We start from the raw sequence: 12,874 nt of genomic DNA on the forward strand, positions 1-12,874 counted from the left end.
GCCGGCGGGTAGATGCTCGGGTCGCTGGTGATGTCCTTGTCGACGAACGGGGTCGCGGCCTTGTTGCCGTTCGGGAAGCGCACGGCGTTGGTGATCTCGGCCATGACTTCAGGCTGCATCAGGAAGTCCATGAACTGGTAGGCGGCTTCCTTGTGCTCGGCATCCTTGGGGATGGCGACCATGTCGTAGAAGGTACCAGCGCCTTCTTTCGGAATGACGTAGTCCAGCTTGACCTTGTCGCCGGCTTCGTGGGCGCGGGCCTTGGACTGCTCCAGGTCGCCCGAGTAGCCAACGGCCACGCAGATGTTGCCGTTGGCCAGGTCACCGATGTACTTGGAGGAGTGGAAGTAGGTGATCGAAGGACGGACCTTCAGGAACAGCGCCTCGGCGGCGGCCAGGTCTTCCTTCTTGGTGCTGTCGCTCGGCAGGCCCAGGTAGTGCAGCGCAGCCGGAAGCATTTCGGTCGGCGCGTCGAGGAAGCTCACGCCGCAGCTCTTGAGCTTGGCGATGTTCTCCGGCTTGAACACGGCGTCCCACGAGTCGATCTTGTCCACGCCCAGCGCGGCCTTGACCTTCGCCGGGTTGTAGCCGATGCCGATGGAGCCCCACATGTACGGGAAGGCGTGCTTGTTGCCTTTGTCGCTGGCGTCGCCGACAGCCTTGAGCAGGTCTTCGTCGAGGTTCTTCCAGTTCGGCAGCTTGGAGCGGTCGAGCTCCTCATAGACACCGGCCTTGATCTGCTTGGCCAGGAAGTTGTTCGACGGCACGACGATGTCGTAGCCCGACTTGCCGGCCAGCAGCTTGGCTTCCAGGGTTTCGTTGCTGTCGAAGACGTCGTACTTGACCTTGATGCCGGTCTGCTTCTCGAACTTGGCGATGGTGTCCGGCGCGATGTAGTCCGACCAGTTGTAGACGTTCAGCACCTTGTCGTCAGCCTGAACAGCGGTGGCCATGGCACCCATGAGGGCTGCGGCCAGCAACGTCTTGCCCATTTTCTTCATGCGTTAATGCTCCAGAATTTTTTAGTAGCCATCTGTTCAGCAGCCAGGTCCCGCAGGGCGACTGGAACAGCCGCTAGTCTGGCAAGTTACGAGGCGCGGTTTCAAGAAAACCAAGGGCCTCGCCACCACTTAATGTCGCATTGCTAGCCTAGCAAACGCTCAGCGTATCGCTTCGAGGGTCAGGTCCAGGCACTTGCGCGCCTTTTCCACCAGTTCATCGACCTCTTCGCGGCTGATCACCAGCGGCGGCGCGATGATCATGGTGTCACCGACCGCGCGCATGATCAGGCCATTGTCGAAGCAGAAGTTGCGGCAGACCATGCCCACGCCCTTGCCTTCGTAACGGCTGCGGGTCGCCTTGTCCTTGACCAGCTCGATCGCGCCGAGCAGGCCCAGGCCGCGCACCTCGCCCACCAGCGGGTGGTCCTGCAGCTCACGCAGGCGTTTTTGCAAGTACGGTGCCACTTCCTCGCGGGCGCGTTCGATGATCTTCTCGTCACGCAGGATCCGCAGGTTTTCCAGCCCCACCGCCGCCGCCACCGGGTGGCCGGAGTAGGTGAAGCCGTGGTTGAAATCGCCACCTTCGCTGAGCACCTTGGCCACCTTGTCACGGACGATCACGCCCCCCATGGGGATGTAGCCGGAAGTCAGGCCCTTGGCGATGGTCATCAGGTCGGGCGCAAGGCCGTAGTAGTCGGAGCCGAACCACTCGCCGGTACGACCGAACCCGCAGATCACCTCGTCGGCGACGAACAGGATGTCGTACTTGGCGAGGATCTCCTTGACCTTCGGCCAGTAGCTATCCGGCGGGATGATCACCCCGCCGGCGCCCTGGATCGGCTCGGCGATGAAGGCGGCGACGTTGTCCTCGCCGACTTCCAGGATCTTGCGCTCCAACTGCTCGGCGGCCCACACACCGAACTGCTCGGGGGTCATGTCGCCGCCTTCGCCGAACCAATAAGGCTGCGGGATGTGCACGATGCCAGGGATCGGCAAGCCGCCCTGCTCATGCATGCCGCTCATGCCGCCCAGGCTTGCGCCAGCGACGGTGGAGCCGTGGTAGCCGTTGACCCGGCCGATGATCGTCTGCTTGTGCGGCTTGCCCTTGAGCGCCCAGTAATGGCGGACCATGCGCAGCACGGTGTCGTTGCCCTCGGAGCCGGAACCGGTGAAGAACACGTGGCTCATGCCCTCGGGCGCCACGTCGGTGATCGCCTTGGCCAGCTCCAGCGCGGGCGGGTGAGCGGTCTGGAAGAACAGGTTGTAGTACGGCAGTTCGCGCATCTGCTTCTCGGCCGCCTGCACCAGCTCTTCACGGCCATAGCCGACCGCCACGCACCACAGGCCGGCCATGCCGTCGAGGATCTTGTGGCCCTCGCTGTCCCACAAATGCACACCCTGGGCCTTGGTGATGATCCGCGGCCCCTTCGCCTTCAGCTGCTTGTAGTCGCTGAAGGGTGCCAGGTGGTGCTCGCCGCTCAGGTTCTGCCATTCACGGGTTTGCGGGTTGTTGACGCTCATCTGCTTCTCCACTATCCAACGGCCGCCATCACGCGGCCACAGGGTTGATCACACGGCAAACAGCAGGAACTCACGCTCCCAGGAGCTGATGACGCGTTTGAAGTTTTCATGTTCGGCGCGTTTGGTGGCGACGTAGCCGGTGATGAACTTCTTGCCCAGGTACTGCGCCAGTGCCTGGCTGTTCTCCATGCGCTCCAGGGCGTCCTCGATGGTCAGCGGCAGGCGCAGGTTGCGGCGCTCGTAGCCACGCCCCTGGACCGGCGCGCTGGCCTCGATGCCCTCGACCATGCCGATGTAGCCGCACAGCAGGCTGGCGGCGATCGCCAGGTAGGGGTTGGCGTCGGCGCCCGGCAGGCGGTTCTCGACGCGGCGGTTCTGCGGGCCGGCATCCGGCACGCGCAGGCCCACGGTGCGGTTCTCCTCGCCCCACTCGACGTTCACCGGCGCCGAGGTGTCGGGCAGGAAGCGGCGGAACGAGTTGACGTTCGGCGCGAACAGCGGCAACGCCTCGGGGATGAGCTTCTGCAGGCCGCCGATGTGGTGCAGGAACAGCGTGCTCATGCTGCCGTCTTCATTGGAGAAGATGTTCTTGCCAGTGGCGATGTCGATCACGCTCTGGTGCAGGTGCATCGCACTGCCCGGCTCGCCGGTCATGGGCTTGGCCATGAAGGTGGCGGCCACGTTGTGCTTGAGCGCGGCCTCGCGCATGGTGCGCTTGAACACCAGGATCTGGTCGGCCAGGTGCAGCGCGTCGCCGTGACGGAAGTTGATCTCCATCTGCGCCGTGCCGTCTTCGTGGATCAGCGTGTCGAGGTCCAGCTGTTGCAGTTCGCACCAGTCGTAGACGTCCTCGAACAGCGGGTCGAATTCGTTGGCGGCCTCGATGGAGAACGACTGGCGGCCGGTCTCCGGGCGGCCGGAGCGGCCCACTGGCGGCTGCAGCGGGAAGTCCGGGTCTTCGCTGCGCTTGGTCAGGTAGAACTCCATCTCGGGCGCGACGATCGGCTGCCAGCCTTTGTCGGCGTAGAGCTTGAGGACTTTCTTCAGCACGTTGCGCGGCGACAGCTCGACCGGGTTGCCCTTCTTGTCGTAGGTGTCGTGGATCACCTGGGCGGTCGGCTCGATGGCCCAAGGGACGAGGAACACGGCGTCCTGATCGGGGCGGCAGATCATGTCGATGTCGGCCGGGTCGAGCAGTTCGTAATAGATGTCGTCGTCGACGTAGTCGCCGGTCACAGTTTGCAACAAAACGCTTTCGGGCAAGCGCATGCCTTTTTCGGCGATGAACTTGTTGGTCGGCGAGATCTTGCCGCGGGTGATGCCGGTCAGGTCGCTGATCAGGCATTCGACTTCGGTGATCTTGTGCTCTTTCAACCAATCGGTGAGCTGGTCGAGGTTGTTACTCATAAATACCTCAGGAGGTAATGTGGCCCGGTCAATGGTGAACGGGCGCTACTGACGCCTGGCGTCGCTCAAGGACGGCGCGCTCGGCACCGCGGGGCCGGCGAAGGCCCGCGCCTTGATTCTGGATGGAGTGGATTGCTAAAGCAAAAACCCCGGCGCAGGTCGACAGTGGATACACGCCATGGGCGGGTGTCCGTAACGAAAGCAAAGGGCAGGAAGGAAGAAAAGCGTGCAGTAAACTGCTACGGGGCATGGGCTGACTGTGCCGCGCGTCAATTATTGCGGCCAGTTGGCTCCAAGAGGGGACCCAGCGCGCGATGGCCTTTCGACAGGCGGTGAAAATACCTGACTGCGCGGCGTAGGCGGCGCGTTCAGGTCGCGGCAAGCGGACCATGTGACCCTCGTATTATTACTGTTATGGGTTGAGACCGAGCTTAGCGTCGTTCATTTTTTTTCACAACACCTCCGTAAAAAATAAAAGACGCTTCGTCCGAGATAGCCCTTCACAGTGAAAATAGCGGATAATGCGACGCCCCGATATGCAGCAAAAACGCCGCCGGCGTGCCATTTCAGGGCATCAGGGAGTTGGCTTGACATCACTATGGCTTTTCGATTGACTGGTCTTGCAAGCCCCCCTTGATTGATATTTTTAACAACAAAGGTGTTGCATCATGTCGGTACCCCCGCGTGCCGTTCAGCTTAACGAAGCGAACGCGTTCCTTAAGGAACATCCTGAGGTTCTCTACGTTGACCTTCTGATTGCAGATATGAATGGTGTGGTGCGTGGCAAGCGCATCGAGCGCACCAGCCTCCACAAGGTTTACGAGAAAGGCATCAACCTGCCTGCCTCCCTCTTCGCCCTGGACATCAACGGCTCGACCGTCGAAAGCACGGGCCTTGGCCTGGACATCGGCGATGCCGACCGTATCTGCTACCCGATCCCCGACACTCTCTCCAACGAGCCCTGGCAGAAGCGCCCGACCGCCCAGCTGCTGATGACCATGCACGAGCTCGAAGGAGAGCCGTTCTTCGCCGACCCGCGAGAAGTGCTGCGTCAGGTGGTGAGCAAGTTCACCGAAATGGGCCTGACCATCTGCGCCGCCTTCGAACTGGAGTTCTACCTGATCGACCAGGAGAACGTGAACGGCCGCCCACAGCCGCCACGCTCCCCGATTTCCGGCAAGCGCCCGCAGTCGACCCAGGTGTACCTGATCGACGACCTCGACGAATACGCCGACTGCCTGCAGGACATCCTGGAAGGCGCCAAGGAGCAGGGCATCCCGGCCGACGCGATCGTCAAGGAAAGCGCCCCGGCGCAGTTCGAAGTCAACCTGCACCATGTCGCCGACCCGCTGAAGGCCTGTGACTACGCGGTGCTGCTCAAGCGCCTGATCAAGAACATCGCCTACGACCATGAAATGGACACCACCTTCATGGCCAAGCCCTACCCGGGCCAGGCAGGCAACGGCCTCCATGTGCACATCTCCGTGCTGGACAAAGATGGCAACAACATCTTCACCAGCGAGGATCCCGAGCAGAACGCCGCGCTACGTCACGCTGTCGGCGGTGTGCTCGAGACCCTGCCCGCGTCGATGGCGTTCCTCTGCCCGAACGTCAACTCGTACCGCCGTTTCGGCGCCCAGTTCTACGTGCCGAACGCGCCGAGCTGGGGCCTGGACAACCGCACCGTGGCCCTGCGCGTGCCGACCGGCTCGCCCGACGCCGTGCGCATCGAGCACCGCGTGGCCGGTGCCGACGCCAACCCGTACCTGATGATGGCCGCCGTGCTGGCCGGTGTGCACCATGGCCTGACCAACAAGGTCGAGCCGGGTGAGCCGATCGAAGGCAACTCGTACGAGCAGCTGGAGCAGAGCCTGCCGAACAACCTGCGCGATGCCCTGCGCGAGCTGGACGACAGCGAAATCCTGAACAAGTACATCGATCCGAAGTACATCGACATCTTCGTCGCGTGCAAGGAGAGCGAGCTGGAAGAGTTCGAGCATTCGATCTCCGACCTCGAGTACAACTGGTACCTGCATACCGTGTGAATGAAAACGCCGCCCCTTGGGGCGGCGTTTTTCATTGGGTCTTGCCCCGCGATAGCGGCGGCACTGGCTTACAACGACTTCTCGAAAATCTTCGAATTGCGCTGGTAGTTGTACAACGACGCCCGCGCCGCCGGCAGCCGCTCCACACCGCTGGGCGCGAACCCCCGCTCACGGAACCAGTGCGCCGTGCGGGTGGTCAGCACGAACAGGGTATTGAGCCCCATCTGCCGCGCCCGCGCCTCGATGCGTTCGAGCAACTCATCGCCGCGCCCGCCATGACGGTACTCAGGGTTCACCGCCAAACACGCCAGCTCCCCCGCCTCGGAATCGGCAATCGGGTACAACGCCGCACAGGCGATGATCATGCCCTCGCGCTCGACCACGCTGAACTGCTCGATCTCACGCTCCAGCACCTCGCGCGAACGGCGCACCAGGATGCCTTGCTCCTCCAGCGGGCTGATCAGCTCCAGCAGGCCACCGACATCGTCGATGGTCGCCTCGCGCACCACTTCGAACTGCTCCTGGGACACCAGCGTACCGCCACCGCCGCGAGTGAACAGCTCGGTCAACAGCGCGCCATCCTCGGCATAGCTGACGATATGGCTACGCGCGACCCCGCCCTTGCAGGCCTCGGCGGCGGCATCCAGCAGCTCACCCTGGTAGTCGCTGCCCAGGCGTTGCAAGTGCGCGGGCACCTGCTGCGGGCGCAGCTCGCGCACCAGCTTGCCCTGCTCGTCCAGCAGGCCCGGCGCGGCGCCGAACAGCAGCAGTTTGTCGGCGCCCAGCTCGATGGCGGCGCGGGTGGCCACGTCTTCGCAGGCCAGGTTGAAGATCTCGCCCGTGGGCGAATAACCCAGCGGCGACAGCAACACGATGGAACGCTCGTCGAGCAGGCGGTTGATGCCTTTGCGGTCGACCCGGCGTACTTCGCCGGTATGGTGGTAGTCGACGCCCTCGAGCACACCGATCGGCCGCGCGGTGACCAGGTTGCCCGAGGCCACGCGCAGGCGCGAACCCTGCATCGGCGAAGCGGCCATGTCCATCGACAGGCGCGCCTCGATGGCCAGGCGCAGCGCGCCCACCGCGTCGATCACGCAATCCAAGGTGGCCGCATCGGTGATGCGCAACCCATGGTGGTAGTGCGGGGTCAGGCCACGGGCGGCCAGACGGCTTTCGATCTGCGGCCGCGAACCGTGCACCAGCACCAGGCGCACACCGAGGCTGTGCAGCAGCACCAGGTCGTGGACGATGTTGCCGAAGTTGGGATGTTCCACGCCATCGCCGGGCAGCATGACCACGAAGGTGCAGTCCCGGTGGGCGTTGATGTAGGGAGAGGCATGACGCAGCCAGTTGACGTAATCGGGCATGACAGGGCCTGTGGATAAGTGAACGAGAACGGTGAAGGCGCACAACGTTCGAAAGTCATCGTCGGAACAGGCTTGCGGTCACGCGCGGTCTCCTCATAGGCAGGAACGAATCAGGGCAATGGACGTTTAACTGAGGCAATAGTGCCGGATCAGGTCACGCAATAGACGCACGGTAGGCTCGATTCGTGACATTTCAAGGTACTCGCCCGGCTGGTGCGCGCAGCTGATGTCGCCGGGGCCGAGCACGATGGTCTGGCAGCCAAGCTGCTGAAGATAAGGCGCTTCGGTGCCAAAGGCCACCGATTCGGCGCGGTGGCCGGTGAGGCGCTCGGCCAACTGCACCAATTCAGCGTCGGCGCTTTGCTCGAACGGCGGCACTTCGGGGAACAGCGGCGCGTAGTCGATGCGCACATCATGGCGCTCGGCCAGGGGCACCAGCTTCTCGCGGATCGCCGCGCGCAGCTGCGCCGGGTCCATGCCTGGCAGGGGGCGCAGGTCGAACTCCAGGGCGCATTGGCCGCAGATGCGGTTGGGGTTGTCGCCGCCGTGGATGCAGCCGAAGTTCATCGTCGGCGTCGGCACCGTGAACTGCGCGTTGCGGTACGTCTGCTGCCACTGCTGGCGCAGGCCCATCAGCTCGCCCATCACCGCGTGCATGGCCTCCATGGCGCTGCGGCCGAGGGTCGGATCCGACGAATGGCCGCTGCGCCCGAGAATCTCGATGCGTTCCATGAGGATGCCCTTGTGCATGCGGATCGGTTTCAGCCCGGTGGGCTCGCCGATCACCGCCGCCCGCCCGAGCGGCGCGCCGGCCTCAGCCAACGCGCGAGCGCCGGACATCGAGCTTTCCTCGTCGCAGGTGGCGAGGATCAGCAGTGGCTGCTTGAAGCCGTGCTCCAGCAGCGGCAACACGGCCTCGATCACCAAGGCGAAGAAGCCTTTCATGTCGCAGCTGCCCAGGCCCACCCAGCGGCCATCCACCTCGGTGAGCTTGAGCGGGTCGCTGGCCCACAGCTGCGGGTCGTAGGGCACGGTATCACTGTGCCCGGCGAGCACCAGGCCGCCAGGGCCGGTGCCGCGGCTGGCGAGCAGGTTGAACTTGCCCGGCGTGACCTGCTGGATCTCACAGTCGAAGCCCAGGTCACCCAGCCAGCTGGCCAGCAGGTCGATCACCGGGCGGTTGGACTGGTCCAGCGCGGCCTGGGTGCAACTGACCGACGGGGCGGCGATCAAGGCGGCGAACTGGTCTTTCAACGACGGCAACGGCATGCGCAAATTCCTCGGAAGCGTGGGTCCATCATAACCCTGGGGCGTCATCGCGGGGCAAGCCCGCCCGGTCACTGCCCGACTCCTGTAGACTGCCCCCAAACGATGCCCTCCTTCGAGCCCGCGATGCACAAAGAAACCGAACTCAAACTCCGCGCCAGCCGCGAGACCCTTGCCGCCCTGCGCGAGCACCCCTTGCTGAAGAAGCGCAACAAGTCCGGCTGGCAGACCCGCGAACTGCTCAACCAGTACTTCGACACCCCCGCGCGCGACCTCGCCGCTGCGCGTGTCGCCCTGCGCCTGCGGCGCGACGGCGAGGTCATCATCCAGACCCTCAAGTGCCGCGGCCAGAGCGTCGCCGGCCTGTCCGAGCGCAACGAGTACGAGTGGTACCTGGACAAGGTCAAGCTGGACCTGAAGAAACTCGACGCCACTTGCTGGCCCGAGCAGTTGGCCGACCTGGACAAGAAAACCATCAAGCCGCTGTTCACCACCGACTTCACCCGCGAATACGCCGAGATCTCCTGGGGTCGCGGCAAGGCCAAGGTGGTCATCGAGGCGGCCCTGGACCAAGGCTTCGTGATCGCCGGCAAGCGCAAGGAGCCGATCTGCGAGCTGGAGCTGGAACTGCGCGAAGGCGCCCCTGAAGCGCTGCTGGAGCTGGCCGCGGAACTCGCCGCCAGCCTGCCGCTGATGCCCTGCGACATCAGCAAGGCCGAGCGCGGCTACCGCCTGCTGGAGCCGGACAGCTACGAGCTGAGCCTACCCGCCACCGAACTGGACGCCGAAACCCCGCTGGACGACGCCTACGCCGCCCTCGCCTGGCAACTGCTGGGCAGCAGCCAGCGCCTGGCCGAGCAGTACCGTCACAACGGCCACTGGCGCTTGTTGCAGGACTGGGTCGAGTGCCTGGCCGAACTGCGCGCCCTGACCAGCAGCCTGGGCCAGGCCGCGCCGCGCGCCACCACCCGCGCCCTGCGCGCCAGTCTCGATGCGCTGCTGGAAGACTGGCGCCCGCTGGTGCAGGCCGGTAACGACGACGAAGACATCCGTCGCGCCGCCCCCGAGCAGTTCGCCGAAGAGCTGGAAGACCCGCGCTGGGGCCAGTTCTCGCTGGAGACCTCGCGCTGGCTGCTGGCCCGCGCCTGGACCGTTGAACGCAGCGGCCGTGGCGAGCGCCAGGGCAAGGCGCAGCTCGCCAGCTGGCTGGCGCACCTGCTGGGTGAGGAAGGCCGCGCATTGAAGCTGCCACTGTACGTCCAGCGCCCGGAAGACCTGGCCGAGCAATTGCCGCGCATCGAGCAGGTGCTGGCCTGGCTGCACCACGCCCGCCCGGTGCTCGACGCCCCGCAGATGGACCGCCTGTATGGCGACCTGAAGAAACTGCACGCCCTGGCCGAGCAGCCGCTGTCGGATGAGCTGCTGGAGGCGCGTATCGAGCAGGCGCGCGCGGTGGAGCAGAGCCGCGGCTGGAAGCACCTGATCAAGGGCTGAGCCCATCGCCGGGCAAGCCCGCCCCTACAGGTTCAGCGCCATCCCTGTAGGCGCGGGCTTGCCCGGCGATGGCTTCACCGTCCCAGCGGCAGGCTGGTCGTGGACTTGATTTCCGACAACGCGACAATCGAGTTCACCTCCTGGATCCCCGGCACGTTCGATAGCTTTTCGAAGAAGAACCGCTCGTACGCTTCGATATCCGACGTCACGATCCGCAACAGAAAATCCACCGACCCCATCAGCACATAACACTCCAGCACCTCCGGAAACCCGCGAATCGCCTCGGTGAACTCGGTGAAGTTCGAACGCCCATGGGCATTGAGCTTGACCTCGGCGAAGATCTGCGTGTTGAGCCCGACCTTCTTGCGATCCAGCAGGGTCACCTGCCCACGGATCACGCCCTCCTCCTTCAAACGCTGGATCCGCCGCCAGCACGGTGACTGCGACAACCCCACACGCTCGGCGATCTGCGCGCTGGACAGCGAGGCGTCCTCTTGCAGCAGCTCGAGAATGCGCCGGTCGTAAGCATCCAATTCACCCAGCATTAATAATTCCCTATCAAGACATATCAAGAATTGATCAATTCGCCCATGTGGCGATTTACCGGAATCATAGCGAAGAAATACCGCCAACGACCTGCAAGAATTTCCCCATCCTCGATGGAGACCTTCATGACCGCGCTCACCTCGCCCCGCCTCGACACCTGGGCCGCCAGCACACCCCATACCCGCGTGCGCTACCGCCTGCGGGCCGAAGCCGAACCGGACACCCTGTGCCGAGTGCTGAACCTGTTCGCCCTGCAATTTCTCACCCCGCACAGCGTGCAGGTGAGCCAACTCGACGACCTGCTGGCAATCGAGATCGGCATTGGCGGCCTGAGCTGGCACCGGGCCGAAGTGATCGCGCAGAAGATGCGTAACTTGGTGTGCGTCGCCGAGGTCGATCTGCACGCGGACGTGCATGCCCTGGCGTCGGTGCAAAACCCAGTAACCCATTGCCGCCCCGCGTCCGCCTCCGCCAACTAGCCTTTCCAGCACCTCAGCCCTTGGCACGGATGCCAACATGCTCACCGACGATACCCACAACCTAGACCTCAGGCGCCTGCTCGATGCGCTGCTCGCCGACCAGCGCCTGAACGCCACCGACGTGCTGCGCGCACTCGCCCAGGCCACCCGCCAACCCGCCGACCACCCGTTGGAAACGCTCGCCAGCCTGAACCTGCCCGACCGCTCGCAACCTGGCGCCCCGCTGGACCTCGACACCCTGGGTCACTGGCTGGCGGGCAAGGCCGGCCAACCCTACCTGCGCATCGACCCCTTGCAGCTCGACCTGGCCCAGGTCGGCGGCCTGATTTCCCCCGCCTTCGCCCAGCGCCATGGCATCCTCGCCGTGGCGGCGGACGCGCACGGCGTCACCGTGGCCAGCGCGCAGCCCTTCCAACGCGAGTGGGAAGCCGACCTCGCCCACAGCCTGGGCCGCCCTATCCACCGTGTGGTGGCCAGCCCGGTGCAAATCCGCCAAGTGGCCGAGACCTGCCGGCACCTCTCGCGCTCGGTACAGGGTGCCCATGCGCAGCAGCACAGCCGCCTCGGCGAGCTGGAGCAGCTGCTGGAGCTAGGCAATCGCCAGGCCAGCAGCAATGCCGACGACGCCCATATCGTGCATATCGTCGACTGGCTGTTGCAGTACGCTGTCGAACAGCGGGCCAATGACATCCACCTCGAGCCGCGCCGCGAGCAAGGCCAACTGCGCTACCGCATCGATGGCCTGCTGCACGCGGTGTACGCCTTCCCGGCGGGCGTCACCCTGGCGTTGGTCAGCCGCTTCAAGCACCTGGGGCGCATGGACGTCGCGGAAAAGCGCCGCCCCCAGGACGGCCGCCTGAAAAGCCGGCTGCCCGGTGGCGGCGAAGTCGAGCTGCGCCTGTCGACCCTGCCGACCGCGTTCGGCGAGAAGCTCGTGCTGCGCCTGTTCGACCCTGGGGAACACCGCGAAGGCTTCGACCACCTGGGCCTGGACGGCGACCTGCGAGCGGCCTGGCAGGCGCTGCTGCGACGCCGTCAGGGCATCATCCTGGTCACCGGCCCCACGGGCTCGGGCAAGACCAGCACGCTCTACGCCAGCCTGCGCCAGCTGGCCACGCCACAGGTCAACCTGTGCACCATCGAAGACCCCATCGAACGGCTGGAGCCGGCGTTCAACCAACTGCAAGTCCAACCCGCACTCGACCTGGGCTTCGCCAACGGCGCGCGCGCCCTGCTGCGCCAAGACCCGGACATCATCATGATCGGCGAGATCCGCGACCACGAGACCGCCCAGGTAGCAGTACAAGCGGCACTCACCGGCCACCTGGTGCTCTCCACCCTGCACACCGACGATGCCTGCAGCGCGGTCACCCGCCTGCAGGAGCTGGGTGTGGCCGACTACCTGATCAAGGCCACACTGATCGGCGTGATGGCCCAGCGCCTGGTCCGCACGCTATGCGCCAGCTGTCAGGGCGCCGTCGGCGTATGCGGGGTCTGTCGCGGCACGGGCTACCACGGCCGCACGGGCCTCTTCGAGCTGCTGCTGCCGAGCGCGGCGTTGCGCGCGCGCATCGGCCCCGGCGCCGACCTCGGTGCCTTGCGCCAACAGGCTCTCGCCGACGGCTTGCGTGACCTGCGCCGCTGTGGCGAGGACAAGGTTGCCCGAGGCCTGACCCGCCTGGATGAGGTGCTGCGAGCCTGCGGCTGAAGCGCGAAAGCGCTGCGTACAGGGAACTTGCTTCACCTCG

Annotated in this window: 10 protein-coding genes; 4 read left to right on the top strand and 6 right to left on the bottom strand. The window is 64.9% G+C overall.

Features of this window, described 5'->3' with window-relative positions; translation table 11 throughout:
- The 3 genes from P0Y43_RS21465 to P0Y43_RS21475 all read right to left on the bottom strand — a co-directional run.
- Nucleotides 1-1,001 (bottom strand): polyamine ABC transporter substrate-binding protein (locus tag P0Y43_RS21465; RefSeq protein WP_275639283.1); only part of this gene is annotated, 1,001 nt, incomplete at its 3' end.
- Nucleotides 1,002-1,160: 159 nt separating this feature from the next.
- A complete protein-coding gene (locus P0Y43_RS21470) occupies nt 1,161-2,522 on the bottom strand; it encodes an aspartate aminotransferase family protein (protein ID WP_275639284.1) in 1,362 nt (453 codons plus the stop codon).
- A 48-nt stretch (nt 2,523-2,570) separates the two neighbouring features.
- On the bottom strand, nt 2,571-3,929 hold the full coding sequence (locus P0Y43_RS21475; protein WP_275639285.1) for a glutamine synthetase family protein: 1,359 nt from the start codon (nt 3,927-3,929) through the stop codon (nt 2,571-2,573).
- 668 nt (nt 3,930-4,597) lie between these two features.
- Here P0Y43_RS21475 and P0Y43_RS21480 point away from each other — a divergent pair.
- The gene (locus P0Y43_RS21480; RefSeq protein WP_275639286.1) at nt 4,598-5,974 is read left to right on the top strand and encodes a glutamine synthetase family protein; all 1,377 of its coding nucleotides are present in this window, start codon (nt 4,598-4,600) and stop codon (nt 5,972-5,974) included.
- A gap of 68 nt (nt 5,975-6,042) precedes the next feature.
- On the opposite strand, the gene argA is transcribed toward P0Y43_RS21480, so the two are convergent.
- Together argA and argE are read right to left on the bottom strand one after the other, a co-directional pair.
- Nucleotides 6,043-7,341 (bottom strand): amino-acid N-acetyltransferase, encoded by a 1,299-nt coding sequence (gene argA / locus P0Y43_RS21485; protein WP_275639287.1) that lies wholly within the window; start codon nt 7,339-7,341, stop codon nt 6,043-6,045.
- Between the two features lie 126 nt (nt 7,342-7,467).
- Complete coding sequence (argE, locus tag P0Y43_RS21490) at nt 7,468-8,610, bottom strand: acetylornithine deacetylase (protein ID WP_275639288.1); 1,143 nt, start codon at nt 8,608-8,610, stop codon at nt 7,468-7,470.
- A 123-nt stretch (nt 8,611-8,733) separates the two neighbouring features.
- Here argE and P0Y43_RS21495 point away from each other — a divergent pair, with 123 nt between their 5' ends.
- Complete coding sequence (locus P0Y43_RS21495; RefSeq protein WP_275639289.1) at nt 8,734-10,101, top strand: CYTH domain-containing protein; 1,368 nt, start codon at nt 8,734-8,736, stop codon at nt 10,099-10,101.
- Nucleotides 10,102-10,175: 74 nt separating this feature from the next.
- Here P0Y43_RS21495 and P0Y43_RS21500 read toward each other — a convergent pair whose 3' ends face one another.
- Nucleotides 10,176-10,646, bottom strand: a complete 471-nt coding sequence (locus tag P0Y43_RS21500) for an Lrp/AsnC family transcriptional regulator (RefSeq protein WP_275639290.1) — start codon at nt 10,644-10,646, stop codon at nt 10,176-10,178.
- Nucleotides 10,647-10,772: 126 nt separating this feature from the next.
- On the opposite strand from P0Y43_RS21500, the gene P0Y43_RS21505 reads away from it, so the two are divergent.
- Entirely contained in the window at nt 10,773-11,126 is a 354-nt protein-coding gene (locus P0Y43_RS21505; RefSeq protein WP_275639291.1) for a hypothetical protein, read from the top strand.
- Nucleotides 11,127-11,163: 37 nt separating this feature from the next.
- The gene (locus P0Y43_RS21510) at nt 11,164-12,834 is read left to right on the top strand and encodes a GspE/PulE family protein (RefSeq protein ID WP_275639292.1); all 1,671 of its coding nucleotides are present in this window, start codon (nt 11,164-11,166) and stop codon (nt 12,832-12,834) included.
- Nucleotides 12,835-12,874 lie beyond the last annotated feature (40 nt).

This window comes from Pseudomonas entomophila (genome assembly GCF_029193575.1).
GTDB lineage: Bacteria > Pseudomonadota > Gammaproteobacteria > Pseudomonadales > Pseudomonadaceae > Aquipseudomonas > Aquipseudomonas entomophila_G.